This is a genomic window from Amycolatopsis roodepoortensis, assembly GCF_024628825.1.
Classification (GTDB): domain Bacteria; phylum Actinomycetota; class Actinomycetes; order Mycobacteriales; family Pseudonocardiaceae; genus Amycolatopsis; species Amycolatopsis roodepoortensis.
Genome location: NZ_CP102415.1, coordinates 8267850 through 8293605 on the forward strand (window position 1 = coordinate 8267850; position 25756 = coordinate 8293605).

A 25756-nucleotide genomic window follows, 5' to 3' on the forward strand; every position below is an offset into this window, starting at 1 on the left:
ATTTCATGACAGTCTCCGCGGACCACGGGCGGCGATGTAGGCGAACAGGACGCCCAGCATGGCGGCGCCCACCCACATGGCCTGCTGCCAGCCGTCCACAAAGGACTGTTGGGCGGCGTGGATCAGCTCCTGCGCGCGCGGGCCGGCGTGCTCCGCCGCCGCGACGGCGTTGGCGACCCCCTCGCGGGCGTCGTCCGCGGCTCCCTGGGGGATGCCGGTCAACCGGCCGTCGATCGCGCCGCGGTAGCCGGTGGCCACGAGCCCTCCGAGCAGGGCGACGCCGAGCGCGGTACCGAACTCCCGGGTGACGTCGTTCAGGGCCGAGGCGACGCCCTGCTTCGCCCGTGGCAGGGAAGCGGTGATGGCCTCGGTGGACGGCGCCATCGACAGGCCCATGCCGACACCCATGGCGATCATGCCGGGCAGGATCGTCGGGTAGCCGCCGTCGACGGAGACGAGTACGGCCATCGACACCAGTCCGGCGGCGGCCAGCGCGATCCCCGTGGCCATGGTCGAACTGCTGCCCACCCGCGCGGCGAGCCTGGGAGCCAGCCCGGAGGTCAGCATCATGGCGACGGCCATCGGCATCAGGGCCGCCGTGGACAGCAGGCCCGACCAGCCGAGCACCGCCTGGAAGAACGGGAACAGCACCACGGCGATACCCGCTTGGACGCCGAACACCACCAGGAGCGTGATCGAGCCCCCTGCCAGGCCGCGCTCCCGGAACAGGCGCACGTCCAGGAGCGAGGCATCGCGGCGGCGCAGTTCCCAGACCACGAAGCAGATCGCGGCGACGACCCCGACGGCGAGGCTGATCAGCGTCGCGGGGGAGGCCCATCCGCGTTCGGGACCCTCCTGCAGCACGAAGATGAGAGCGGCCACGGTTATGACGGAGACCAGCGCGCCGACGGTGTCGAAGCGATGAGCCGAGGTTTCGCGCGAGTTGGGCACCGAGGTCAGCGTCGTGACCAGTGCCGCGACCGTCAGGAGGGCGGGCAGGACGAACAGCCAGCGCCAGTCGGCGACGTCGACCAGGAGCGCGGAGAGGAACATGCCCAGGATCCCGCCACCTCCGGCGACGCCGGTCCAGACACCGATCGCCTTGCCCCGGCGGTCTTCGGGGAAGGTGGAGGTGATGACGGCCAGCGTGATGGGCATGATCATCGCGGCGCCGACGCCGCTGGTCACCCGCGCGGCGAGCATGACCCCCGCCGACGGAGCCAGACCCGCGGCCACGGTGGCCACGCCGAAGACGACGAGTCCGGTGATCAGCATGGGTTTGCGGCCGAGCCGGTCGCTGACGGCGCCGAGCGGCAGCAGCAGCGCGGCGAGCGCGAGCGTGTAGATGTTGATGATCCAGAGGATCGTGGTCTGCGAGGCGCCGAACTCCACGGCCAGCTGGGTTTGCGCGACGTTCAGTCCGGACACCGAGGCGATGACCGCCATCAGCGCGATCGAGACGGAGATCAGGATCGCGCGCAGCCGGCGCGCGTCCGGTGTCGCCCCTCCATCGGCTTCCGCGGCGGGGGCGAGCTGGTTCGTACTCATGGATTCCCTTCGGACGGCAGGTCGAGTCGAAGCCGAAGCTAACCGCCTCTTGCGGGCAAGGCATACAATCTTGCTCATGACGCAAGAAGATGACGATCTGGACAGCCTCGTACGCAAGCGCATCCGGGCTCTGCGGGTGGCGCAGGGCTGGTCACTGGAGGAATTGGCCGCCCGCGCGCACCTCAGTCAGTCGTCACTGAGCCGGATCGAGAACGGGCAGCGCCGGCTCGCGCTGGACCAGCTGGTGACGCTCGCCCGCGCGCTGGATACCACGCTGGACCAGCTCGTGGAGACCGCGACCGACGACGTGGTCACCAGCCCATCGATCGACGGCCCGCACGGCCGGATGCGGTGGACCATCAAGGGTGACCCCGACATGACCGTGGTGCGGCACCGCATGACCGAGCCGCCGCCCGAGAACCCGGCGCGGATGCGCGCGCATCCGGGACGCGAATGGCTCGTCGTCCTGTCCGGTACCGCGGTGCTCATGCTCGGCCACCGCCGCATCCGCGTCGAGACCAACCAGGCCGCCGAGTTCCCCACGATGATGCCGCACGCGATCGGCGCCGAGGGTGGGCCGTGCGACATCCTCGGCATCTACGACCGAGACGCGCGTCGCGGCCACCAGCAGGAGAACGACCTCGAATGAGCCGCCTCTTGCGCCTCGGGCAGCGGCAGACGCCTTCGTCTTGCGTAAACCGGGATAGGATGTGCCTTAGGCGCATACTCGCTCTACGGTGAAGTCATGAACCACGCCCACCACCACGCAGACCTGACGGAGATCCTCGATCTGGATGCCGAGATTCTCGCCGAGCACACGGCCGCCATCACCGCGTGGCTGCCGCTGAAGACGCCTCCACGCCGGATCGTGGATCTGGGCTGCGGCACGGGCGCTGGCACCTTCGCGCTCATCGACCGCTTCCCCGACGCGCACGTCACTGCCGTCGACGCCTCCGTCGCGTACCTTCAGCGCGTCCGCGAGAAGGCGTGCGCACGAGGCGTCGAAGAGCGCGTGCACACCGTGCACGCAGACCTCGACGACACCGCGTGGCCCGAACTCGGCTCACCGGATCTGGTGTGGGCTTCGGCCTCCATGCACCACATGGCCCACCCCGGCCGAGCCCTGCGAGCCGTCCACGACGCGCTCGCTCCCGACGGCCTGTTCGCCGTCGTCGAGCTGGCCGGGCAGCCCCGGTTCCTGCCCGAAAACGCTCCCGAGGACGCGCCAGGCCTGGAGGAACGCGTGCACGCCGCGGCCGATCGCCGCCACGCCGGGCACCCGACCCATCGCGGCGCCGACTGGGGCCCGATGCTGACCGCGGCCGGATTCACGGTCGAGGGCGAGCGCACCGTCACGGTGAACATCCAAGGCGCCACTAGCGACGCGATCGGCCGCTACGCGCTCGGAATCCTGCGGCGCGTCCGCGGTGCCGCCGCCGAAACGCTTTCCCCGGAGGATCTCGCGGCGCTCGACCGGCTACTCGACTCCGACGGCATCATGCGGCGCGACGATTTGATGGTGCGAACCGAACGCGCCGTCTGGGCCGCACGCCGATGATCGGTCCGTCACCGGCACTTCTCGCCGATGACGGACCGATCCGGGCCGGAGGCGCTACTTTTCTTCCTTGCCGGCGAAGTATTCCCACGTCGCGTCGACCGCGCCGCTGGTCACCAGGCCGGCGGCCGCGCCGCCGACCAAGCCCGCGACGATGCCGGGCGGTCCGCCGACGGCCCCGGCCACCATGCCCCCGAAGGCGCCGCCGGCGACGGTGCCGAGAACCGAGGAAACCGTTGCCTGCGCCGGATCCTTCCCCTCGCGAATGTCGTAGATCGCACCCAGCGTGCCCCCGACGATGCCGCCGGCCTTGCCCATGTTCCGGAGGAAGCCGACCTTCTTGCTCAGGTCCGGATCGACCCGGCCTTGGAGTTTCCGCTGGGTCTTCGCCTCGCGCTCCTTGATGGCGCCGGGTGCCTCGCCTGCGGTGGCGGCCGCGGAAAGCAAGCCCTTCACCTCGTGAGAATAGTCTTCCCGCATTTTCCGCAGGGCATCATTGGCCACCCGTCCGGTGTCCTCGGCCGCTCGCTGCCATCCGTTCGGGACGCCCTGCGGGCCGGCACCGCCGGCCGGCTTCCGGCGTTCGAGCCGCTGGACCTCGGCGTCGGCGGCGCGGGCCTGCTGCTGCCTGATCTCCCACGCGCGAGTCGATCCAGCGGGTCGCGCCGCGGCGGCGCGAGCCTCCTCCGCACGCTCACGCGCGTCCCTCAGCTGGCGGGCCTGTCCTGTCCCCGGTGCGCCACCCCGTTGCGAGGCCGCGTAATCGGCCCGCCCGGGCGCTGTCCGCTGCAGATCACGCATAGCTTCGTCCCGGCGTGCCTGGTCGCCCGCCTTGCGGATTTTGTCGGCTCGGGTTTGGCGTTCGCGTTTGCCGGTTTGTTCGTTGCGGCCTGATGGCCCGGCGTCTATGGCTTTGCGTTCGGCGGCTTTTTTGTCGTCTTCGGTTTTCTTTTTGTCGGCTCGGGTTTGGCGTTCGCGTTTGCCGGTCTGTTCGTTGCGGCCTGATGGCCCGGCGTCTATGGCTTTGCGTTCGGCGGCTTTTTTGTCGTCTTCGGTTTTCTTTTTGTCGGCTCGGGTTTGGCGTTCGCGTTTGCCGGTCTGTTCGTTGCGGCCTGATGGCCCGGCGTCTATGGCTTTGCGTTCGGCGGCTTTTTTGTCGTCTTCGGTTTTCTTTTTGTCGGCTCGGGTTTGGCGTTCGCGTTTGCCGGTCTGTTCGTTGCGCCCCGATGGCCCGGCGTCTACGGCCTTGCGCTCCGCGACCTTCTTGTCGCTCTCCGCCTTTTTCGCCGCCCGCGTCTGGCGTTCGCGTTTGCCGGTCTGCTCGTTCCGCCCCGACGGCCCGGCATCCACGGCCTTCCGGTTCGCGACTTGCTTGTCCGCCTCCGCCTTCTTCGCGGGCGGGGGTGGCGGCTGTGGGGCGGCTTCCGCCTGCTGGGCGCCGGCGAGGGTGAAAAAGGCTGACAGCGCGCCACCCGACACGGCGTAGAGCGCTGTCCTGCCGGCGGAACTTCCCGTGGTTTTCACGATGCTCCTCTCCTCTCGAGTGCACGAACGGCGAGTGGAAGGCGAAAGCGACCTGCCCGGCGTTCCTCGGTCCCGCCTCTCGATCGGCCCGTGACAGGGCAACTCTGAAGCCGGCCGGTTCAGCGGACATACATTCTCGGTACATCGAGTCGATCCCGGTAAGGCATGGCGCCCAGCGCATCGGCCAACGGAATCGCCGACCGGGCCGCTCTCCCGGCTCCATGCGCGCGGAACTCCATAGCCGGTCTGAAATCGCGGTGCGCCGACCGGCGCTCGACCGTACTGTTCGTGAGGTGATGGAGCCACGGCACGAGATCGTCGAGCACTATCGGGCGGCCGACGAGGGAGCGCGACTCACCGGGGCCTCCGGCCGCCTGGAGTTCATACGGACTCAAGAGATCATACGTCGCTACCTGCCCACCGGCCCCCAGCGTGTGCTCGATATCGGCGGTGCCACCGGAGTGCACGCCGCCTGGCTCGCCGCGGACGGCCATCAGGTCGCGTTGTTCGACATCGTCCCGGAACACGTCGCCGCTGCCCGGCAACTGGCGGACGGGACACCGGGGATGACCGCTTCCCTGGGCGACGCCCGCGAATTGCCGGTGCCGGACGGAAGCTTCGACGCCGCGCTCCTGCTTGGCCCCCTCTATCACCTCACCGACCGAGACGACCGGCTGACGGCTTTGCGCGAAGCCCGCCGTGCGGTTCGCGCCGGTGGCTGGATATTCGTCGCGGCGATCTCCCGCTTCGCCTCGCTGTTCGATGGCCTGTCCCGCGGTTTCCTCTTCGACCCGGAGTTCCGGCGGATGGTGGACACCGACTTGGCCTCCGGGCAGCATCGCAATGAAGACGACCGGCCCCACTGGTTCACCACCAGCTACTTCCACCATCCCGGCGAACTACGTCAAGAATGCCTCGACGCGGGTCTGAACGTCCTCGACGTGCTGGGAATCGAGGGGCTCGCGGGCTGGCTGCCGGAGCTCGCGGAGCAGTGGGACGACCCCGTGAACCGGGAAGTCATTCTCCAGGCGGTCCGCGCTGTCGAAAGCGAACCGTCCCTGCTCGGTCTGAGCAGCCATTTGATCGCGGTCGGCCGGACGCCGGTCTGATCCACCCTCGTCGTCGACGAACCGTTCGACCCGCGTCAGAACCCGCGGAACACGCCGTCGCCGCTCAACGACCTCGTGAAGTCTTCCCAGTCCATGTTCCCGAGGTTGATGTTGTTCTCCACACTCCACAGCTCGGCGGACACCACCCGGAACGGCTGGTGGTCATCACCCCGACGCGGGAGAACCCAGACGGCGAGGATGGGATGTCCGGCGTTCGTGAGGGTCGTCTCGTCCGCGAGGAAGGAGACGATCGCTCCAGTGGTTTGCTTTGCCGTCAACGCTTCCGCACTCAAGCCGGCGAAAGCCGGGTTGTTCACCACGGCGACACTCGCCTGGAACCCCTCATCGCTCGGCGTCTCCACCTCGTGGACCAGAGACTCCCACGCACTGTCGTCACCGAACCAAGTGCGGACGAGGACCGAGGCGACCGGTAACTCTGCCATGCGCGCACCATAGCCGCGGAAGGCCCGGATGCGGTCAGCCGAGTTCCGCCTTCGTGGCGTCGTAGTCCTCTCGTGCCTTCTCGACGGCGGTCATCCGCTGCTCCGTCCAGCGAGCGAGGCCGTTCACCTGGTCGGCGGCCTCCTTGCCGAGTTCGGTGAGGGAGTAGTCCACCCGGGGCGGGATCACCGGTTTGGCGTCGCGGTGGACCAGGCCGTCGCGTTCCAGGGTCTGGAGTGTCTGGGCGAGCATCTTCTCGCTGACCTTGCCGATCTGCCGTCGCAGCTCGTTGAAGCGGTACGGACGGTCCAGCAGGGCTATCAGGACGAGCGTTCCCCAACGGCTCGTGACGTGTTCGAGGACCAGGCGTTGCGGGCACATCGTGTCGCCGCCGGCGAGCCGGACGCGGTCCACCAGCGTCATTCCACTTACGTCCATAACAGTACCTTACTTCAAGGTGGGTACTTCCCAATCGGTGAGCGGGGCCTCAAGGTTAGGCCGAAGCGATCCAGAAGGAGAAGTACGAGCATGAGCATCGTCGTCACCGGCGCCACCGGAAGCCTTGGCCGTTTCGTCATCGAGGGCTTGCTGGAGAAGGTTCCGGCCGAGCAGATCACCGCCGTCGCCCGCAGCCGGGAGAAGGCCGCCGGTTTCGCGGCCCGGGGCGTCCGGGTCGCCATCGCCGACTACAACGACCCGGAGACCTTCGGCGGCCTGTTCGCGGCGGGCGACAAGGTGCTCCTCATTTCCGGCAACGAGTTCGACAAGGGGCGCGTCCAGCAGCACAAGATCGTCCTCGACGCGGCGAATGCGGCCGGAGTCGCCCTGTTCGCGTACACCAGCGCGCCCGGCGCTCTGACCGCCGCGCTCGCGGACGACCACCGGGGCACCGAGGCCGCGATCCTCGAATCCGGTCTGCCGTACGTGTTCCTGCGTAATGGCTGGTACAACGAGAACTACACCGAGCGGCTCGCCCCGGTACTCCAGTCCTCCACCGTCACCCAGGCTGCCGGCGGCGGGCGCATCGCCTCCGCTGCCCGGGCCGACTACGCGGCCGCCGCGGTCGCCGTGCTCACCGGTGAAGGCCACGAGAACAAGACCTACGAGCTCAGTGGCGACACCGCATGGGGCTTCGCCGAGTTCGCGGCCGAACTCGGCAAGCAGACCGGCCGCGAAATCGCCTACAAGTCCGTCTCGGCCGAGGCTTTCTCCGAGATCCTGACCGGCCACGCCGGGCTCCCCGCGCCGCTCGCCGCGACCTTGACCGGGGTGGAGCTGGCCATCGAAAAAGGCGAACTGGCGGGCACCGGCGGTGATCTCGGCCGCCTGATCGGCAGGCCCACCACGCCGATCGCCGACTCGATCGCCCTCGCGCTCAAGGACTGACACGGCCCGCGACGCCGCGAAGCGTCGCCAGTGGACAGTCCTTTTCAGACACCTTTTCCCATTCGACGATATCCGCCATAGCGGTCGGGTAACGTCCGTTGCGCCGGTGGGAACGGTGTGGTCTGGTATCGGAACCCGCGGCCAGGTGGAGCGGGGTTCGAGTGAGTTCACGGTCGCGGTCGGTGAGGAGGCGGGGTGTCGTTCGTCTTGGCGCGGCTGCTGACCCGCTGGGTGTTGCAGCAGGGCTGGATGCTTCCGGTCGTCGTGGTCGTCTTCGTCTTCGCAACCAGCTGGCCGCTGATGGCGCTGGCCGAGCCCGCGGGCAGTGAGCTCGTCCAGGCGGGGAACTACTGGTGGTACTTCGTGGTCACGGCCGCGACGGTCGGATACGGCGACTTCTCGCCGGAGACGACCGCGGGCCATTTCGTCGGGGCCTATGTCATCATCGGCGGGATCGCGACGCTCACCACGGTGTTCACCAAGCTCGCTTCCAGGCTCGAACAGGCGAAGGGACGGCGGATGCAGGGGATGGAAGCCGTACGGGCGAGCGGGCACACGCTCCTGATCGGTTACACGCCGGGCCGCACCGAGCGCATCGTCGCCCAGCTCATCGCCGACGGCGTGACCGGGATCGTCCTCTGCGCGAGCGACGAAGTGCAGGTGCACCCCATGCCGTCGCAGCCGGTGGACTTCGTCCGTGGCGACCCGACCGCGGCCGAAGTGCTCACCCGGGCCGCCGTCGCGAAGGCGGGCACCATCCTGGTCGACATGCGCGACGACAACGAGGCCTTGGCGGTCGCGGTGACCGTCGACCACGCGAACCAGTCGGCGCATGTCGTGGTGACGTTGCGGGACATGGAGAAATCCGAGCTGGTCCGCTACGTGGATCCGCGGATCAAGTGCGTGCAGTGGCATACGCCGCGGATGGTCACGGAAGAACTCACCTCCCCGGGAATCACCGAGGTCTACTCCGAGCTGATGACGGCGGGCGGAGCGGCGACGTACTCGGTGACCTTGCCCGAGTCGTTGGGACGGCTGAGCACCGAAAAATGCCGGATGGCGCTGGGCCGCGCTTTCGGCGCCACGGTCCTGGCCGCACGGACCGGCGACGACCTGGTGGTCAATCCTTCGTGGGACGGCGATCTCCCGGCAGGCTCGGTGCTCTACTACGTCAGCCCCCGGCGCCTCGCCGACACGGAGATCGAGACCGCCCTGCGAGGCCTCGGCCGCTGACCTCAGGACCGGCGAGGGACACCTGGGCCGATAGCACTTCGGAAGACGCTGCGGCTCCGGCCGGATGCGGGACGGTGAGTCCACACGTACTCGTCGGAAAGATCGCGGCCGCCGTCATGGCGGTGGCCACCGGGTACCGCCTCGGCAGGCACGGTCACCCAGACCTACTACGTCAACGGCACGGACATCGGCAGAACGGTGAACGTGACGATCACCGCGCCTGCCACCGTGACCCGCGGCGTGCCCGTGCCCGTCTTCCTCAAGATCCAGGACGTCAAGCCCCGGACGGGGAGCCCACTGGAGGCACGAGCGATCCGGGCCATCGCTTCCGTCGAGGGCACCGAACAGTTCACCTTCACGACTCCGGGCACCGTCACGCTCAGCTTTCGCAACTTCGCCCCAGCCGATCCACTACGGGTGCCACATGCCCAAGGACCAGGAACTGCCGGTGATCGAGACCGTGACGGTGAACTGACCGAGGATCGGACTATTCACGGCCGGCGTTCTGGAGTCGTTCGATGGTCTCGTCGATCCACTCCACCCAGGTCTGGGCCATCATCTCGCCGGCCCGGCGGACCGAGTCCCAGACCAGGGGATCGAGTTCGCCGCCGCCGGTGAGGGCCGCGGCCGCCGTGATCTGGTCCGGCAGTTCGACGGCGAGCCGCTCGCGATCCTTGACGTGGAGGTCGCGCATGACCCGGAGCTGGGTCACGGTGTCCTCCAGCGGACGGGAGCCGGCGAAGAAGAAGCGGACCATGAAGGGCACGCGGACGGGGTCGAGTTCGGTGACCAGTTCGCTCAGCCAGGAATCGAACGCCGCCCGCCCGGATTCGGTGACCGTGTACACGCGGCGGTCCGGCCTGCTCTGCTGTGGCTCCACTTCGGACACGACCAGCCCGCTGTCTTCGAGCTGGCTCAACGTCCGGTAGATCTGGCTGAGCTGGGCGGGCCAGACGAAGTGGATGCTGGCACGGATCGCGGTGGCCAGGTCGTAGCCGGTCATCGGCTGCCGGAGCAGGAAACCCAGCAGGGCGAATCTGAGCATCGGGCTCCTTCCGGCGGGAGACCCGGAGAATAGCAATCGATCAACTCCGGTCCGCGTGCCGTGCGAACCAGGCGGCGAGCAGTTCGGTGACCTGCCCGGGTCGTTCGCGGTGCGGCCAGTGTCCCGTGTCGAGCCAATGCAGTTCGGACCGTTCGCACAGGGCGGCGCTGGGTTCGGCGAGATGCCTGCCGAGCGCACCGTCGCGGCGTCCCCAGATGATCTGCGTCGGCACGCGGACCGTCCGGGCGGGCGCGGCGCGCCGTGGCATCGTCCTGAACATCGCGCGGTACCAGAAAAGCGGCCGCTGGATCGTGCCGGGATGGCGCCAGACCGCTCGATGCCGGTCGAGGTCGGCCTCGCTCAGCCGGGCGCCGTGTTCGAGCATCGCCGCGAGGACCGCGCCGCCGCGCGCGCCGAGGACGGCCTCGGCGAGACCGGGGATCTGGAACGCCAGCATGTACCAGCTCCGCAGCAGCTGGAAAGGCTTGCGTCGCAACGAGTCCGCGAACACCTGTGGATGCGGGCAGTTGACGATGGTCAGCGAGCGGACCAGATCGGGCCGTTCGGTCGCCACCGCCCAGGCTACCGCCCCGCCCCAGTCGTGCCCGACCAGATGGACCGGCGCCGCGTCCTGCCGCTCGATGAGGAGCACGATGTCGTCGACCAGGCGGGGCATCTCGTAGTCGGCGACGGTGGCGGGTTTGGAGGAAAGGCCGTAGCCGCGCTGATCCGGCGCCAGCGTCCGGTACCCCTGTACGGCGAGGGCGGCCATCTGCGGCTCGAAGGTGAACCAGAGATCGGGCCAGCCGTGGAGGAACAGGGCGGCCGGACCGTCGTCGGGGCCGTCGGTCTCGACGTGCAGCAGGACGTCATTGACGTCGACGAACTGTGGCCGGAACATGGGCCTCCTCGTTCGGGCGGGTTCAGGCGGCGCCGAGTACGGCGGCGACCGTCGCGGACAGGGGACCGGGATCGCGGTCACGCAACGGCCGCAGCACCCGGCGCGCGATCCGCGGAGAACCGAGCGACGACAGCGGCCGGTGGAGATTGAGGACGTCGTTGAAGGCCGCCGCCACCTCGGGATCCAGTGCCGCCGCTCGTTCCAGCCGGTTGCGGTAGCCCTCACCGAACCGGGCGGCCCAAGGTGAGCGGATCCCTTCGGTGCGGCAGCCGTAACGGAGATCCTCGCCGACCGCGAGCCGCCACGCCTCGGAGGACGTGGCGGCGATGGCGCGCGCCGCCCGGCGTCCGAATCGCTCGCCGTCGTCGGCGGCGAGTACCCGGCCGAGCGCGGCCGCGGAGAGGGCGGCCACGCTCATTCCCTGGCCGTATATGGGATTCGCCGCGCTGGCGGCGTCGCCGAGCGCGAGGACACCGTCGGGCATTTCGCGAACGCGGTCGTAGTGCCGCCGGGTGTTGCTGCGGACGCGGAAGGTGCGGATCGGGCCGACCGGGGTCGAATGGCGAAGTGCCTCGGCCACCACCGGTGCCGTCAGCCGATCGGCGAAATCGCGCAACTCGGCCAGGTCCGCCGGAACCGGCCCGCGCCGGGCGATCGAGCCGAACGAGATGTGCAGCAGGCCGTGCTCGACGCGAAGCACGACGCCGCCGACGGAGGAGCCGGATGTGGCCTGGCCGCCGAGGATGGCCATCCAATCGGGGTCGAAGGACGGATCGGGTTCGGTGACCACGCTGATGTAGCGGACATCGGAGTGGACGACCGACTGTGGCGGCGGCCGGTACCCGATCCGCTCGAGCCACTCCGGCAGCGGCGAGTTCCGGCCGGAGGCGTCGACGACCAGATCGGCGTCCAGGTTCCTGTTCGGTGTTCGGACCCCGGTGACCCGGCGGCGGGACCGATCGGTCAGCAGGCCGGTCGCGGGTGTCCGGTCCAGGACCGTGACGTTCGGCAGCGCCCGTACGCGGGCGCGGATCGCGTGCTCGAGCAGGATCCGGCTCGCCCCGAAACCCCCGCTCCACCAGGCCGGGATCCGGATGGTCGTCGCGCCGCGGACCAGGAAGAGCGAACGATCTCCCAGCGCGGGATCGGCGGAACCCGGGGTGAGCGCGCCGCCGGCGGCCAGTTCCGCGGACAGGCCGGGGAACAGCCCGACCAGCACCCGGCGGCCGGACCCCAGCAGACCGTGCGCGTGATGCGACTGCGGGACGAAGCGCCGATGCCCCGGCAGGTCCGGGAGCTCGTCCCGCTCGACCAGGAGCACCTCGTCGTAGTGCTCGGACAGGACCCGTGCGGTCACGAGACCGGCGATCCCCGCGCCGAGCACCGCTGCGCGGCCGGTGTGTCGATATGACATTGTTCATATATAACTTGTTGAGTATTGGACGTCAATCGTCGATGTCGGTGATCCCGCGGGACTGGCGGGCGCGTGTCGCAACCTGCCCGGCTGGGGTTGCGAAAGCCACTTTGCCAACGTTGGAGGTTGCGAAAGTGGCTTTCGCAACACGCCACCCCTGAGCAGCGAAAGCTCAGGGCCACGAATCGATCTATCCGCCAGGGTGGGAGCGCTAAGCGGTGGCGAAGCAGGCGCGGACGGTGGTGCCCTGCGGCCCGGTGTGAAGCCGTACGAGATCGGCCAGGTGGTTGATCAGCAGGAGCCCGCGGCCGCGCAGCTGCCCGGGGGAGGCGGGCCGCCGTCCGGCGAGCGGATCGGTCAGGTGGCCGGTGTCGCGGACTTCGCAGACCAGCAGGCCGCCCTCCGGCCAGATGCTGAGCCGTCCTTGCCCGCCGCCGTGGTCCACGCTGTTGGCGACGAGTTCGGCGACCACGAGTTCGACGTCGTCCACTCGATCGCCGGTGAGGCCCGCCCGCCGCGCCTGACCGCGGGCCATCGCACGGGCTCGCGCCAGGGAGGCCGCGTCGCCGGTGACGGCGTCGAGGGTGGTGTGCGCGGCGGGTTCGGTCGGGGACGGCGCGGGCAGTGGGGTGTTGTAGCCGGTGATGATGCGGCCGGGGTCGTAGCCGTCGCTGGCGCGCTCACCGGCGGAGTCGATCAGGAGCGGGTGGGTTGCTTCGGCGTCGGTCAGGGCGCGGGCGTCGAGGCGGGTGACGTCGTAGGGGCACAGGATGGTGACTTCGCGGCCGGTGAACGCCAGGTTGATCAAGGCCTCGTGCTGGGCGCACGCCGGATATTCCAGCTCCGACCGCTCGGCCCAGATGGGCTCGCCGATGATGCGGACGCGCTGTCCGGGATGGCTGTCGGCGAACGCGCGGAGGACACCGGGGATGATCCGGCCGGGGTTGCGGCCTTCTTCGGTCATGTCCAGCAGCCGTACCCGCTCGGCGTCCTCGCCCAGCGCGGTGCGCAGCAGTTCCAGGTTGGGACCCGGCACCGAGACCGCGACCGGTTCACCGTTGTCCAGGCCCTGCCGGATGAAGGGGACAGTGCCCGTCAAGTAGTCGTCCTGCCCGCGGTAGAACAGCGCCGGGTGGACGAAGGGGTCGGTATCCGCGGCCGTCGTGCTCGGATTCACGGTGACCGGATGCCCTGGTTCGGCGGATTCATGTGCCGGAAATCTTCCTCGATGCCCGGGACGGGGCGTTCGTCCCGCCACCGGCGGTCACCAGCATCTCCGAGCTCCGTTCCCAGGTCGGCGGGTCGAGACCGCCGACCGATAAGTACTCCTCCCGACAGCTTAGTGGCCCGAATCCGGTGGTTCACCCATGGGCGGCCGGCGGGTAGAGTCCGAGTAGCTAAATTTGGCTAGTAGGGAGAGGCTGATGTCGGTTACGCCCTATGTGATGGTGGACAGCGCGAAGGCTTACAGACGGTTTCTGGAAGACGCGTTCGCCGCCGAGGTGTCGAACGTGATTCCGCTACCGGAGGATCCGGAGCGGATGGTGCACGCGGAAGCGCGGATAGGGACCGGTGTGGTGTTCTTCGCCGACTCCGGGGCCGGAGGGATGCGCTGCCTGCGGTCGCCGTCGGATCCGGTGCACGTCCAGTTGTGGGTCACCGTGCCGGACCCCGAGGACGTCTTCGCGCGGGCGGTCGAGGCGGGCGCGAAGCCGGCCATGCGGATCACCGCGCAGGACGACGGCAGCCGGATGGGCGGCTTCGTCGATCCGTTCGGGACGTTGTGGTGGCTCAGCACGAACTCGCCGGGCTGACCACGTGTCGACGGTTCGCATGCTGGTTCTGGGCGCGGTCCGGCGCCGTGGCCGCGCCCACGGCTACCAGGTTCGCTCCGACCTGGAGTCGTGGGGCGCGCACGAATGGTCCACGGCGACCTCCGGTTCGGTGTATCACGCGCTCAAGGCCATGACCGGACAGGACTTGCTCGTTCTCCACGAGACGGTTCCCAGCGAGGCGGGCGGGCCGCCGCGGATGGAATACGAGATCACCGCGAAGGGCGAACAGAGCTACTTCACCTTGCTCCGCAAGGCACTCGGCAGTCGCGAGCCTCGGCTGGACATGCTCGCCGCCGCGGTGGGTCTCATCGAGGACCTGACCCGCGCCGAGGCGATCGAGCTGCTCCGGCAACGCGCCGAGGCCATGCGGCAGTGGCAGGCGAGCATCACCGCGCATCTGCCGCCGGGCGCCGACCTCGACGACTGGGGCCCGGTCGGCGAGGTCGTGGGGCTGTGGCTGCACACCGCCGCGCACCGCGTCGAATGGACCGATCGGCTGATCCGGCGCCTGGAGGACGGCGCCTACCGGATGGCGGGCGAGGCCTAGGGCGGAGGCGCGCCTTTACGACACTTACGTTTTCTTTACGGTCGGGGCCGGGATTCTTAGCGCCGGATCGTTAGTGTCCGCGTCGGTGTGCGGCCACCACGGGTCAGGTGGCCAGCCGGGTGTGCGATCGGGGAGGGCACGGAATGACCGAGGTACCGGAGCATGCTGTGCCGGAGCGGGTGGAGAGCCCGGTCCGGCAGGCGGCGCCGTCGGGGAAGGTCGGCCAGTGGCTGATGGAGCACCGGGTTCAGCCGGTGGGGCCGGAGAGCCATGAAGAGCACGCCACGCCGCAGTCGTGGTGGAAGGTCATGTGTCTCACCGGCGTGGACTACTTCTCCACGTTGTCGTACCTGCCCGGGATCGCCGCGCTGGCGGCGGGCGCGTTGTCGCCGCTGGCGACGTTGCTGATCGTGGCGCTGACGCTGCTGGGCATGCTGCCGATGTACCGGCGGGTGGCGAAGGAGAGCCCGCACGGTCAGGGTTCGGTCGCGATGCTGGAGAATCTGCTGCCGTTCTGGCGCGGCAAGATCTTCGTCCTGGTACTACTGGGTTTCGTCGCCACGTCGTGGATCATCACGATCACCCTGTCGTCGGCGGACGCCACCGTGCACGCGCTGGAGAACCCGATCGCGCCGTCGTTCCTGCACGGGCACGAGGTGCTGATCACGGTCGTCCTGCTGCTGATCCTCGGCGGGGTGTTCCTGCTCGGGTTCAGCGAGGCGGTCGGGGTCGCGATCCCGCTGGTCGCGATCTTCCTGCTGCTCAACGCGGTGGTCGTGGTCGCCGGGATCGGCGAGGTGATCGCGGATCCCGCCGCGTTCGACCGCTGGCTGGACGCGCTCACCTCCGGTGGAGGCGGGTTCGGCGGCGTCATCGGCCCGGCGATCCTCGCGTTTCCCCTGCTGGTACTCGGTTTGTCGGGTTTCGAGACCGGTGTGAGCATGATGCCGCTGGTGGCGGCCAAGGGCGAGAACGCCGAACGGAAACTGGCGGACCGGATCCGCAACACCCGCAAACTGCTCACCGCCGCCGCGCTGATCATGTCGGTGTACCTGATCGCGACCAGTTTCGTCACCACGGTCCTGATCCCGCCCGACGCGTTCAAACCGGGTGGTGAGGCCAACGGCCGGGCGCTGGCGTACCTCGCGCACGAGTTGCTGGGCGAGTGGGTCGGCACGGCGTACGACATCAGCAGCATCCTGATCCTGTGGTTCGCCGGGGCGTCGGCGATGGCCGGGCTGATCAACATCGTTCCGCGCTACCTGCCCGCCTACGGGATGGCGCCGGACTGGGCCCGCGCCGTCCGGCCGGTGGTGCTGGTCTACACCGCGATCTGCGTCCTGGTCACGATCATCTTCAACGCCGACGTCAACGCCCAGGCCGGGGCGTACGCCACCGGGATCCTCGCGATGATGGTGTCGGCGTCGATCGCGGTGGCTATCTCCGCGGCGAAGAAACGGCAGCGGAAGGCGGCGATCGCGTTCGCCGTGCTGACCCTGATCCTGATCTACGCCTTGGTGGAGAACGTCATCGAGAAACCCGACGGCCTCACCATCTCCGCGTTCTTCATCCTCGGGATCATCGTGGTGTCGCTGGTGTCGCGGGTCACCCGCACCACGGAACTGCGGGTCGACCACATCGAGTTCGACGAGCCCGCGCGCCGGTTCGTCACCGAGTCGATCGCGCACGACGGCGCGCTCACCATCATCGCGAACCGGCGCCAGGCCGGGGACGCCGACGAATACCGGGCGAAGGAAGCCGAACAGCGCGGCCTGAACCCGGTACCGGGCGCCGCCGACGTCCTGTTCCTCGAAATCGACGTCATCGACCCGTCCGGCTTCAGCGACGTGCTGAAGGTCCGCGGTGTCGAGATCGAGGGATTCCGTGTCCTGCGGGTGGAAAGCCCGGCCGCGCCGAACGCCATCGCGGCTGTCCTGCTCGCGCTGCGCGACGCCACCGGCGTGCGGCCCCAATGCCATTTCGAGTGGAGCGAGGGTAATCCACTCGGGCACCTGTTCCGCTACCTGATCCTCGGCCGGGGCGACACCGCCCCGGTCGTCCGGGAGATCATCCGCACCAGCGAACGCGATCCGGCGCTTCGCCCGGGAATCCACGTCGGCTGACCGGAGTCGGGTGGCGCGGGGCGCCCTGCCTGCGGTTTTCCACTCTGGCGCAAAAGTGTCGTCGTCCGGTGGGGAGAGGCGGCAGGCTGTTCCCGTGCCCAGGGGAGGGCACAAAAGGGGAGGGGAACGATGATCCGAAAAGTGATGCTCGTCGGTGGCGCGATGATCTCCGCGCTGGTGCTGGGGACCTCGACCGCGGAGGCGGCCGGTTACCTCATCAAACAGGGACACGATTACGCGCAGTACGAGACCACCCGCGATTTCGCCGAGGTCTGCGACGAGGAGCAGGACGGCAACGGCGTCTACGCCCAGTACAGGCAGAAGATCGGTTTTCTGACTCTTCGCGACAACAACGGTTCGAAGATCGGCTGTGGTCACGCCACGATCCCGGATGTGACGTCGTTCCGGCTCTGCGAGGACGACGCGGGAGACGACAGCTGCACGCCGTGGCGGATCGTGCGCTGACGGCTCAGCCCAGCAGCGCGGCGCCCACAGGCGTGAGATTGTGCAGCACCACGGCTCCGTGGCGTCGGCTGGTGATGAGCCCGGCGTCGCGGAGCACCGTGGTGTGCCGCGAAACCGCGGCCGCCGAAATGCCGAGCCGGTCGGCGAGTTCGCCGCTGGTGGGGCAGCCCGCGACCGCGTACAGGACGGCGGCGCGGGTCCGGCCGAGCAGGGTGGCGAGGTGTTTCGGCAGGGGAGCCGGCTCGTGCTCGTGGGACACCGGGAAGACGAGGACCGGTGGAAGGCCGTCGTCGGCGAGGGCGACCGGGGTGTCCCAGCAGAAGTAAGACGGGACGAGCCGGATGCCGCGTCCGCGAAGGTGGAGATCGCGGTCGATGGGGTAGCGCACGGTCAGGACCGGCGCCTCCCAGCGGAAGGCCGGGCGGAGCGACTCGAGCAGGCCGAGGGCACCGCTCTCGCCGGCGAGGCGTGACCGTACGGCCCGGTCGGTGTCGACCTGGGTGCGGACGGTAGTCCACTGTGGAGCGACCAGGGTGTCGTGGGCGATCCGCAACGCTTCGGCGACCTGATCGAGCGCCGTGCCCGCCGCGAGTCCGTGTGTCCAACTGGGCAGGCGGCGGTGCTGTGCCATCAGCCCGACTTCGCGCCCGAGCCGGTCCGCCGGGGTTCCGCGGAGTGCCGCCAGCCCGGCCTTCAGCCCGCCCTCGGACTCGTCGGGGGTGAGGAAGTCCGGGAAGTAGCGGGCCGGTGGCGCGATCGTCTGCAGGAAACGCACCGCCGTCCGGGTGTCGCGTTCCCGCAGCCCTTCCCGCACCCGGCGCCGCCAGCGCGCGAAGGCGGGAATGCCGTCGAGCGTGAGTTTCTGCATGGCCAGAACCGTTTCCCACAGCGGATCCGGCGCGGCCGCGACACGGACACGGGCCAGGTCACGGTCGGTGAAGTGAATACGAAGCATGACGCCTCCCCCTGGAGTCGTCATTCATTTATCACATCGGAGGGGACCATGAAGCGTTTTCTGAGCAGGAACCTGCGGCGGGTGGCGACGGCGGCCGTGGTGGCGTCGGCGGCGACGCTGGCGTTCACGGGCACCGCGTCGGCGGCGACGGGCGCGGCCACCGGATCCGGGAGCGAGGTCTACGGATCGGCCAACTGGACCTGGACGCTCAGCGGGATGAAGAGCATCAACATGGCCGTGCGGGACACGAAATGCGACGGCAATCCGGTCTACGTGCACTTCGAGGCCGACCTGGGCATGGGGACCATCGACCCGACGCCGTACCGCTGGAACCAGAGCGGATGTGGCACCACGACCACCTGGAGCAACCTTTGGTACAGCTCGGGAACGAAGCTCACCCGGGTCCGCGTCGTGGTCTGCGTGGACGACGCGGGCTGGGACACCTGTTATCGGAGCGGCTGGCAGTACAACCCCGAAGCGTAGACTCGTCCCGCTACCGCGCGACCGAAGGACGACGATGAGCCTGCCCTCAGCCGACCGGTTCGTGGATTCACTCGAAGCCGCGTACCGACGGCTGATCGAAAGCGGAGCGGTCTCGCTCAGCGTCGAACACGATGACGACGAGACGGTCGTCCGGGTCGAGCCTGCCGTCCCCGGTGCGCCGCGCCTGCTGCTGCGCATGACCGGAAGCACCGGGGACCTGTTCCTTGACGATCTGGACGCGTTCGAAGTGGATTCGCCGGAAGACGACGAAGAGTTCGCGGCGTTCGCGCGGGCGCTGGCCGATGGGGAGGTCGAGGTGGTCTTCAGGAGGACCTTGCTCGGCTGGCGGCCGGCGGGAGTCGAATGGCCTGGTGGTGGGTGGTCGTTTCCGGGCCTCTTCGGCTGGGCTTTCCGGTCGCGTCGGGAGAAGGTTCAGGGATATTGCTGAGCTGGTCCTTGTGTCCACAGAGGACGGTTCTCGGGGCTTGAGGTCGAGGTGGCGTGTTGCGAAAGCCACTTTCGCAACGTTGGGTGTTGGGAAAGTGGCTTTCGCAACGTCGGCGGATGGCTGGGTGGGGTCCGGTCGTGGCGCGCTGCTCGGGCGGGTGTCGCGAAAGCCACTTTCGCGACGTCTGGTGTCCCGAAAGTGGCTTTCGCGACACGCGTGCCGGTCGGGTGGGCCGGTTGGTGGTGTGAGGCTTCGGTGTTGCAGAGGTGGCGTGTTGCGAAAGCCACTTTCGCAACGTTGGGTGTTGGGAAAGTGGCTTTCGCAACGTCGGTGGATGGCTGGGTGGGGTCCGGTCGTGGCGCGCTGCTCGGGCGGGTGTCGCGAAAGCCACTTTCGCGACGTCTGGTGTCCCGAAAGTGGCTTTCGCGACACGAGCGTCAGGGTCCCGCCCCCGTAAAACCAAACGCGCCCCGAAACTGTCCCCTGTGGACAGTAGGTCACTCAGGCATCGTGATCGCGAACGGAGCCGAGACGTCCTCATGGCTGATCATGAGCAGCGCCGTCCCGCGCCGCGTCGCCTCGGCGGCGAGGAAATCCAGCAGCCGCGCACGGTTCGCCGCGTCGAGCGCCGAGGTCACCTCGTCGCAGATCAGCACCGTGGGGTGGGCGAGGAGCGCCCGGGCCACGGCACAGCGCTGGAGCTGGCCACCGGAGAGCTGGCCGGGCCGCCGGTCGGCCGCGTCGATTCCGAGGCAGCGCAGGGTTTCCGTCGCTTCGAGCCGGGCGTCCGCGCGGCTGAGGCCGCGAAGGAGGCGGGCGGTGTCGGCCACCTGGTCGAGCACGTCGCGGAATTCGTCGAAGGACGCGCGGCTGTCCTGATGGACGTATTGGATCGCACGCAGTTGCGCGCGGGTGCGACGACGGGCGAGGCGGGGAAGCCGGACACCGTCGATCTCGATCGTGCCGGCGCTCGGTGGAGTCAAACCGGCGAGCGCGCGGGCGAGTGTCGTCTTGCCCGCGCCCGAGACGCCGGTGAGCGTGGTCCGGCTGCCGGCCGCCAGCTCCAGGTCGAAGTCCTCGACGAGCGTCGTCCGCCCGGCGCGCACGGTGAGTCCGCGAACGACGAGCACCGGCGAAGACAGCGAAGGGGGCGGCGGGCCTTCGAAACGCACGGGGTCGGGGAGCGTCGGGGACGGCACCAAGCGGTGGTCGCGGAGTTCGGCGACGTCGCCGTCCAGGGCGCGGGCCAGCGTGAGGTCGTGGGTCAGGATCAGCAACGCCGTCCCGGCCCGGGAAAGCTCCGCGAGCCGGTCGGTGAGCACGGCCCTGTTCGCCGCGTCGAGACCACTGGTCGGCTCGTCGAGGACCAGCACCCGGGGTCGGTTCACGAGGGTGGTGGCCAGCGCCATGCGCTGCTGCTGTCCGCCGGACAACTGGTGCGGGAACCGCCGCCACAACGCCTGTTCGAGCCCCGATTCCGCCAGCGCGGTGCGGGCCGCCGCCAGCCGGGCGGTACGGCCGTGGTGGCGGAGGGCGGCGAGTTCGGCCAGCACGGGCCCGCAGCGGCGGACCGGGTCCAGTACCGCCGACGGCTGCTGCGGCAGGTGGCCGATGACGCCTGCCCGCGCCCGCCGCAGTTCGGAAGCGGTCCGGCCCAGCAGCGGGGATCCCGCCAGCATCACCGACCCGGACAGCGTGATCCCCGGGCGAGCCTGTCCGGTCGCGGCGAGCCCCAAGGTGGTCTTTCCCGTGCCGGACGCGCCGAGTACGACGAGTACCCGGCCCGGTTCGAGGGACAGTGAGACGTCGTCGAGCAGAACGGTTTCCCCGGCGCGGGCGGACAGCCCGCTGATCTCCAGGACGGTCACGGGATCACCCGCCTGGCGGCGAGCAGCCGGTCGGCGACGAGGTTCGTGCCGACGCACAACGCCATCAGCAGCGCGGCGGGCACGAGGACCACCGCGGGCGAGGTGTAGAGCGCTTCGCTGTTGCGTTCGATGACCACGGCCCAGTCCGGGGAGTCGGCCGGCAGGCCGAGACCGAGGAAGTTCGCCGACGCCAGCAGGTAGAGCACCACGCCGAGACGGGTGCCGGCGTCGGTCGCGACGGGGCCGGCGAGGTGCCGGGCGACGTACCCGAGCTGGATCCGCCACCACAGTTGTCCTTGCAGGGTAAGGGCTTCCACGGCGGTCCGGCAGCCGGGCGCCAGCGCCGCGGCCCGCACCACGCGGGTGATCGCGGGCAGCTGGAGCACGGCGACGACGGGAATGAGCACGCCCGGCCCCCGGTGCCCGGTCGCGGCGAGCACCATGAGCACCAGCAGCGAGGGGAAGGCCAGCACGAGATCGAGGGATCGCATCACGGTTTCGTCGGCCAGGCGTCCGCGCCCGGCCGCGACCAGACCGAGCGGCACCCCGATCAGATAGGCGAGCCCGAGCGCGGCGGCCGTCATGCCGATCACGGGAAAGCCGCCCGCGAGGATCACCGTGAGCGCGTCACGGCCGAGGACGTCGGTGCCCAGCGGATGGGTGCCGTCGGGTGTCTGCCACGGCGCCCCGACCGATTCCACAGGGCCCGCGATCACCGGCCCGGCCATCGCGAGCGCCAGCGGTACCGCGAGGAGGGACCAGCCCAGCATCCGTTTCACCACGTGGCACGCTCCCGCTGCGGCGTGAGCCGATGCGCCACGAGGTCCGCGACGAGGTTCCCGAGCACGACCACCCCGGCGAACAGCAGCACGTAGCCCTGCACCTGCGGGATGTCCCGGTTCTGCACGGCCTCGACGAAACCCGTGCCGAGCCCGGTGATCGCGAACAGGGACTCGACGATCACCGTGCCGGTCAGCAGGCCTTCGACGGCGCGGGCGAGTTGCTGCACGGCGGGCGCCGCGGCGGCGGGCAAAAGATGCCGCAGCACCACGGTGCGTTCGGGCAGGCCCAGCAGGCGCAGGTGCCCGGCCACCTGGCCCCGGGTCTGTTCGGCGATCCCGATCCGGAGTTGCCGGGCGACGTCGCACAGCTGCCGGGCGACCAGCACGATCACCGGCAGGACGAGGACTTCGGGGCGTGCGGTCAGGTCCGTTCCGGCCGCGGTCGCCGGGAGCAACCCGGTGTAGACGGCGAATCCGGCGACCAGCAGCAGACCGAGGACGAACTCGGGGATGGCGTGCAGGAACAGCGTGACCGAGGTGAGCACCCGGTCGGTCCGTGATCCTTCGCGCAGCCCGCAGGCCACCCCGATGGCCAGCGCGAGCGGTACGAGCACGAGCAGGGTCACCCCGGCGAGCACGGCCGTGGCGGCGAAACGCCGGGTGATCTCGTCGGTCACCGGGGCACCGGTCACGAGCGACCGGCCGAGATCCCCGCTCACCAAACCCGAAATCCAGTGCCCGAACCGGTCGAGGACCGGCTGGTCGAGGCCGAGCCGGTGGCGCACGGTCGCCACCTGCTCGTCGGTGGCCTGCTCGCCGAGCACGACCGACGCCGCGTCGCCGGGAAGCAACGCGGTCACGGCGAACGTCGCGACCAGCACGAACATCGCCTGCAGTACCGCGAAACCCAGCCGCCGGGCGGTGTAACCCGGCACGTCAGGACAGCCGGGCGCGGTCGAACCTCGCCCAGTCGAAGGTGTTCGGCGGCGCGGTCACCAGTCCGGAAACCCGCTTCGACACACCGATCGTCCAGGTGCTGAACCCCCAGGCGAGCAGGCCTCCGGACGCGTGCACGATCCGCTGCGCGTCACCGAACAGCGCCAGCCGGGCACCTTCGTCCGCGGTGGCCGCCGCCCGGTCCATGAGGGCGTCGAACTCCGGCGAGGCGAAGCCGTTGACGTTGTTCGAACCGCCGGTCCGGAAGCGCTGGTTGAGGAACGTCGGCACCGGCAGGGTGGCCGTGCGGGTCAGCGCGGCGACGCCCTTGGTCTTGATCTCGCTGAAATAGGTGCTCGACGCGCGCGTGTTCGGCGTGACCTTCAGCCCGATTTCCCCGAGTTGCCGGGAAATCAGCGTGGCCGCGGTGGCGAAACCCGGGTCGACGTCGCTGGTTTCGACGGCGAAGGCCAGCCCCTCCGCGCCCGCCTCCCGGACGAGCGAGCGGGCCAGTTCCACATCGCGCCCGCGCTGGGGGATACCGGCGGCGTACCCGCGGAGTCCCTTGCCGAACAGGTCGTTGCCGATCTCGCCGCGCCCGGCCAGTGCGACGCGGTTCAGCGCCTCTCTGTCCACTCCGGACAGTACGGCGCGGACCAGCCTCGGGTCGGCGAACGGCGGCTGCGTCACGCGCAGGATCATGCCCTGCATCGTCGTTCCCTTGGCTTCGAGCAGCGAGACGCGCGCGTCACCGGCCAACCGGGCCGCGGTTCCGGCCGCGAGATCGTGGGCGTAGTCGACCTGCCCGGACAGCAAGGCGTTGACGCGCGCGGCTTCCTCGTTGACCGGGACGAATTCCAGTTCGCCGACGTTCGGCGCACCGTCCCAATGGGACTCGTTCCTGCGGAACACCGCCGGGCCGCCAGGGGTGAACGAGACGAACCGGAACGGGCCGGAGCCGACCGGCGCCGTGAAGTCCGTCGTACCGGCGGGCACGATCTCTGCGCCCGGAGCGCCCCAGCCCGACGGGAACTCGAAGTCGGGAGCGGTCAGGACCAGCTCGATTTCGTTGGGGGACACCGCTTTGCTGCGGCCGAAATCAACCTTCGCGAAGTACTGCCGTGACGAGGAGGCCAGTGCGGGATCGGCGATCCGCCGGAAGGTGTAGAGCACGTCGTCCGCCGTGACCGGACGGCCGTCGTGGAAGGCCGCCCGCCGCAGCCGGATCCGCCAGCGCGTGCCGGAATCGTCGCTCTCCCAGGACTCCGCGAGCCGCGGCCGCAACGAGGTGTCGGCGTTGTAGGCGACCAGCGTGTCGAAGAGCGCCTTGGCCCGCGCCTGGTCGACGAAAAGGGAGACCTGCGCCGGGTCCAGCGTCTCCTTCGAGCCGCCCGCCGCGAACGCGACCCTCAACCGGCCTGTGTCCGCCGGCGCGGTCCCGCACGCGGCCAACGGCGTGAGAGCGGCCAGGGCGAGGAGCCGCCGGCGGGTGAGCGGATGACGCGTCATAGGAACCTCCGGGACATCGAGCACTGTCCCGGGCGCGCGGCCGCACGTGAACGGGACCCCGCTCCGTACTCCACGACAGTTGGGGCTGGCGGTACCCGGCGGGCAGTCCGGCTCTCGGCACCGGGAGTCCTCCCAGGCCGATCACGGTTGCGGGTCAGCGCCGGATTCACACCGGCTTCCCCCGACGGGCACCTTCTTGCGTTGTGGCGCCCACGGTAACCCATGACCGGGATGTGCTACACAGGATCAAGATCACGAAGGGGAGGCCGGTGGACGAGAAGTTCGCGGCGGACTGGGTACGCCGGTGGGACATCCAGCAGGAACGCTACATCGCCGACCGCGAAGAACGCTTCGCCGTGCTGATCGACGTCGTCGAGCACGTATGCCGTGGCGTCGCCGAGCCGCTGGTGCTGGACCTCGGCTGCGGACCGGGATCGCTGGCCACGAGGCTCGCCGGGCGGCTCCCGCGGGCACGGATCGTCGGCGTCGACAACGACCCCTTCCTGCTCGCGCTCGCCAGGGCCACCCGGCCGCCGGGGGCGGAAATCGAGTACCTCCAGGCGGACCTCGCCCAGAGCGGCTGGCTGAAGTGGGGGCCGGTCGACGCCGCGGTCTCGACGACCGCGTTGCACTGGCTGCGTCCCGAGCGGCTCGCCGAGGTCTACCGTGACCTCGCCGGAGCGCTGAGGGCGGGCGGAGCGCTCGTCAACGGTGATCACTTCTACGACGAACAGCCTGCCATCCGCGAACTCGCCGAGGTGGTCAAGAACCGGCGGGCGGAGCGTGCCGGGGTCGGCGCCAACGAGGAATGGAAGGTATGGTGGGCCGCGGTCGCCGCCGATCCCGCGCTGCGTGAGCGGTTCACGGCCGACGAGCTGCGCGGCATTTCGACCGGCTACGGCAACCGGTTGAGCCCGCAGGAACACACCAGGCTGCTCCGGGAAGCGGGCTTCGCCGAAGTGGCCCCGGTGTGGCAGTTCGGCGACGACTACGTCCTGACGGCCTTGCGCTGACGCCGATCCGGCCGTCGGTCCTGCACGCGGCGGGCGACGGCGAGCACGACAGGCGCCGCGAGCCAGCACAGGTAGGCGGCGGTGTCGTTAGTCAGGAACGAGACGGGTACGGAGATCCCGAACACCGCGGCCAGGCAGACGCTGCGAGTCAGGCTTTGGGCGAACACCTTCGGCGGCCCGCCGGTCCCGTACAGGTGTCCGCGCCGGATCTCCCGGATGATCAGCGCGAACGACGCCGAGGCCAGGACCTGCACCATCGCGTACACGCTGAACCGGAGCGGGAAGGCGCCCTCGGCGGTGATGACCCGCGTCGCGAACGGCATCAGGACCTGCATGAACAGCCAAGCCAGGGTGAGGCTGATCAGGCGCCCGTTCAGTGCGCGGACGTAGGGGAAGATCTCGTGGTGCGCTCGCCAGTGCGCGGAGATCACCACGAAGCTGAGCGCGAAGGCGATGTATTCCTTGCCGTGGGCCGAGATCGAGCTCAGCATGGCGCCGGTGGTGTCGCCGTGGGGGATCGGGAGATCCAGCGCCAGCAGGGTGAGCGCGATCGCGATCACCGCGTCGGCGAAGATGCCGAGCCGCTCGGTGGCGGCCTTTCCGATCGCGTGGCCGGTCTGTGTCGTCATGGTGAGT

Annotated in this window: 27 protein-coding genes and 1 riboswitch; of the genes, 12 read left to right on the forward strand and 15 right to left on the reverse strand. The window is 69.5% G+C overall.

Annotation, left to right across the window (positions count from 1 at the left end; all coding sequences use genetic code 11):
* Nucleotides 1-3 precede the first annotated feature (3 nt).
* Complete coding sequence (locus NQK81_RS39690; protein ID WP_257485576.1) at nt 4-1548, reverse strand: DHA2 family efflux MFS transporter permease subunit; 1545 nt, start codon at nt 1546-1548, stop codon at nt 4-6.
* Nucleotides 1549-1624: 76 nt separating this feature from the next.
* Here NQK81_RS39690 and NQK81_RS39695 point away from each other — a divergent pair, with 76 nt between their 5' ends.
* Nucleotides 1625-2197, forward strand: coding sequence for a helix-turn-helix transcriptional regulator (locus NQK81_RS39695; RefSeq protein ID WP_257485577.1), 573 nt, complete (start codon nt 1625-1627; stop codon nt 2195-2197).
* A gap of 96 nt (nt 2198-2293) precedes the next feature.
* Complete coding sequence (locus NQK81_RS39700; RefSeq protein ID WP_257485578.1) at nt 2294-3106, forward strand: class I SAM-dependent methyltransferase; 813 nt, start codon at nt 2294-2296, stop codon at nt 3104-3106.
* 54 nt (nt 3107-3160) lie between these two features.
* Here NQK81_RS39700 and NQK81_RS39705 read toward each other — a convergent pair whose 3' ends face one another.
* Entirely contained in the window at nt 3161-4627 is a 1467-nt protein-coding gene (locus NQK81_RS39705) for a hypothetical protein (RefSeq protein ID WP_257485579.1), read from the reverse strand.
* A 221-nt stretch (nt 4628-4848) separates the two neighbouring features.
* On the opposite strand from NQK81_RS39705, the gene NQK81_RS39710 reads away from it, so the two are divergent.
* Nucleotides 4849-5736, forward strand: a complete 888-nt coding sequence (locus NQK81_RS39710; RefSeq protein ID WP_257485580.1) for a class I SAM-dependent methyltransferase — start codon at nt 4849-4851, stop codon at nt 5734-5736.
* Nucleotides 5737-5771: 35 nt separating this feature from the next.
* Here NQK81_RS39710 and NQK81_RS39715 read toward each other — a convergent pair whose 3' ends face one another.
* Together NQK81_RS39715 and NQK81_RS39720 are read right to left on the reverse strand one after the other, a co-directional pair.
* Nucleotides 5772-6179 carry a DUF6924 domain-containing protein gene (locus tag NQK81_RS39715; RefSeq protein ID WP_257485581.1) on the reverse strand — a complete coding sequence of 136 codons (408 nt, stop codon included), beginning with the start codon at nt 6177-6179 and terminating at the stop codon, nt 5772-5774.
* 34 nt (nt 6180-6213) lie between these two features.
* Nucleotides 6214-6615 carry a winged helix-turn-helix transcriptional regulator gene (locus NQK81_RS39720; protein WP_371878833.1) on the reverse strand — a complete coding sequence of 134 codons (402 nt, stop codon included), beginning with the start codon at nt 6613-6615 and terminating at the stop codon, nt 6214-6216.
* Between the two features lie 90 nt (nt 6616-6705).
* Here NQK81_RS39720 and NQK81_RS39725 point away from each other — a divergent pair, with 90 nt between their 5' ends.
* Nucleotides 6706-7563, forward strand: a complete 858-nt coding sequence (locus tag NQK81_RS39725; protein WP_257485582.1) for an SDR family oxidoreductase — start codon at nt 6706-6708, stop codon at nt 7561-7563.
* A 195-nt stretch (nt 7564-7758) separates the two neighbouring features.
* Nucleotides 7759-8796 carry an ion channel gene (locus NQK81_RS39730; RefSeq protein ID WP_257485583.1) on the forward strand — a complete coding sequence of 346 codons (1038 nt, stop codon included), beginning with the start codon at nt 7759-7761 and terminating at the stop codon, nt 8794-8796.
* A gap of 167 nt (nt 8797-8963) precedes the next feature.
* Here the strand turns inward: NQK81_RS39730 and NQK81_RS39735 are convergent, their stop codons facing one another.
* The 5 genes from NQK81_RS39735 to NQK81_RS39755 form a co-directional block, all read right to left on the reverse strand.
* A complete protein-coding gene (locus NQK81_RS39735; RefSeq protein ID WP_257485584.1) occupies nt 8964-9137 on the reverse strand; it encodes a hypothetical protein in 174 nt (57 codons plus the stop codon).
* 146 nt (nt 9138-9283) lie between these two features.
* Nucleotides 9284-9841 carry a PadR family transcriptional regulator gene (locus tag NQK81_RS39740; protein ID WP_257485585.1) on the reverse strand — a complete coding sequence of 186 codons (558 nt, stop codon included), beginning with the start codon at nt 9839-9841 and terminating at the stop codon, nt 9284-9286.
* A 40-nt stretch (nt 9842-9881) separates the two neighbouring features.
* Entirely contained in the window at nt 9882-10742 is an 861-nt protein-coding gene (locus NQK81_RS39745) for an alpha/beta fold hydrolase (protein ID WP_257485586.1), read from the reverse strand.
* A gap of 22 nt (nt 10743-10764) precedes the next feature.
* Nucleotides 10765-12156 carry an NAD(P)/FAD-dependent oxidoreductase gene (locus NQK81_RS39750; protein WP_257485587.1) on the reverse strand — a complete coding sequence of 464 codons (1392 nt, stop codon included), beginning with the start codon at nt 12154-12156 and terminating at the stop codon, nt 10765-10767.
* A 211-nt stretch (nt 12157-12367) separates the two neighbouring features.
* Nucleotides 12368-13333, reverse strand: coding sequence for an anti-sigma factor RsbA family regulatory protein (locus NQK81_RS39755; RefSeq protein WP_257485588.1), 966 nt, complete (start codon nt 13331-13333; stop codon nt 12368-12370).
* A 247-nt stretch (nt 13334-13580) separates the two neighbouring features.
* Here NQK81_RS39755 and NQK81_RS39760 point away from each other — a divergent pair, with 247 nt between their 5' ends.
* The 4 genes from NQK81_RS39760 to NQK81_RS39775 all read left to right on the forward strand — a co-directional run bounded on the left by NQK81_RS39760 (nt 13581) and on the right by NQK81_RS39775 (nt 17126).
* A complete protein-coding gene (locus tag NQK81_RS39760; RefSeq protein ID WP_257485589.1) occupies nt 13581-13970 on the forward strand; it encodes a VOC family protein in 390 nt (129 codons plus the stop codon).
* 19 nt (nt 13971-13989) lie between these two features.
* Nucleotides 13990-14538 carry a PadR family transcriptional regulator gene (locus NQK81_RS39765; protein WP_257485590.1) on the forward strand — a complete coding sequence of 183 codons (549 nt, stop codon included), beginning with the start codon at nt 13990-13992 and terminating at the stop codon, nt 14536-14538.
* Nucleotides 14539-14681: 143 nt separating this feature from the next.
* Nucleotides 14682-16661 carry an APC family permease gene (locus tag NQK81_RS39770; RefSeq protein WP_257485591.1) on the forward strand — a complete coding sequence of 660 codons (1980 nt, stop codon included), beginning with the start codon at nt 14682-14684 and terminating at the stop codon, nt 16659-16661.
* Between the two features lie 129 nt (nt 16662-16790).
* On the forward strand, nt 16791-17126 hold the full coding sequence (locus tag NQK81_RS39775; RefSeq protein ID WP_257485592.1) for a hypothetical protein: 336 nt from the start codon (nt 16791-16793) through the stop codon (nt 17124-17126).
* A 4-nt stretch (nt 17127-17130) separates the two neighbouring features.
* On the opposite strand, the gene NQK81_RS39780 is transcribed toward NQK81_RS39775, so the two are convergent.
* On the reverse strand, nt 17131-18081 hold the full coding sequence (locus NQK81_RS39780; protein WP_257485593.1) for an ArsR/SmtB family transcription factor: 951 nt from the start codon (nt 18079-18081) through the stop codon (nt 17131-17133).
* A 48-nt stretch (nt 18082-18129) separates the two neighbouring features.
* Between NQK81_RS39780 and NQK81_RS39785 the strand changes: the two genes are divergently transcribed.
* Both NQK81_RS39785 and NQK81_RS39790 read left to right on the forward strand, forming a co-directional pair.
* Nucleotides 18130-18564: a hypothetical protein gene (locus NQK81_RS39785; RefSeq protein ID WP_257485594.1), complete on the forward strand. Its 435-nt coding sequence runs from the start codon at nt 18130-18132 to the stop codon at nt 18562-18564.
* Between the two features lie 34 nt (nt 18565-18598).
* Complete coding sequence (locus NQK81_RS39790) at nt 18599-19012, forward strand: hypothetical protein (RefSeq protein ID WP_257485595.1); 414 nt, start codon at nt 18599-18601, stop codon at nt 19010-19012.
* Between the two features lie 497 nt (nt 19013-19509).
* Here the strand turns inward: NQK81_RS39790 and NQK81_RS39795 are convergent, their stop codons facing one another.
* The 4 genes from NQK81_RS39795 to NQK81_RS39810 are packed head-to-tail and all read right to left on the reverse strand — an operon-like array spanning nt 19510 to nt 24107.
* Entirely contained in the window at nt 19510-20880 is a 1371-nt protein-coding gene (locus tag NQK81_RS39795; protein ID WP_257485596.1) for an ABC transporter ATP-binding protein, read from the reverse strand.
* Nucleotides 20877-21662, reverse strand: coding sequence for an ABC transporter permease (locus NQK81_RS39800; RefSeq protein WP_257485597.1), 786 nt, complete (start codon nt 21660-21662; stop codon nt 20877-20879). Before NQK81_RS39800 ends, NQK81_RS39795 begins: the two co-directional genes overlap by 4 nt.
* Complete coding sequence (locus NQK81_RS39805; RefSeq protein ID WP_257485598.1) at nt 21656-22597, reverse strand: ABC transporter permease; 942 nt, start codon at nt 22595-22597, stop codon at nt 21656-21658. The genes NQK81_RS39800 and NQK81_RS39805 overlap by 7 nt, the downstream gene beginning before the upstream one ends.
* A gap of 1 nt (nt 22598) precedes the next feature.
* A complete protein-coding gene (locus NQK81_RS39810) occupies nt 22599-24107 on the reverse strand; it encodes an ABC transporter substrate-binding protein (protein WP_257485599.1) in 1509 nt (502 codons plus the stop codon).
* Between the two features lie 102 nt (nt 24108-24209).
* A riboswitch (cobalamin riboswitch) is annotated at nt 24210-24336 on the reverse strand.
* 40 nt (nt 24337-24376) lie between these two features.
* Here NQK81_RS39810 and NQK81_RS39815 point away from each other — a divergent pair.
* Nucleotides 24377-25120, forward strand: coding sequence for a class I SAM-dependent methyltransferase (locus NQK81_RS39815; RefSeq protein ID WP_257485600.1), 744 nt, complete (start codon nt 24377-24379; stop codon nt 25118-25120).
* Here NQK81_RS39815 and NQK81_RS39820 read toward each other — a convergent pair.
* On the reverse strand, nt 25096-25749 hold the full coding sequence (locus NQK81_RS39820) for a TMEM175 family protein (protein WP_257485601.1): 654 nt from the start codon (nt 25747-25749) through the stop codon (nt 25096-25098). The genes NQK81_RS39815 and NQK81_RS39820 overlap by 25 nt on opposite strands.
* Nucleotides 25750-25756: the final 7 nt, after the last annotated feature.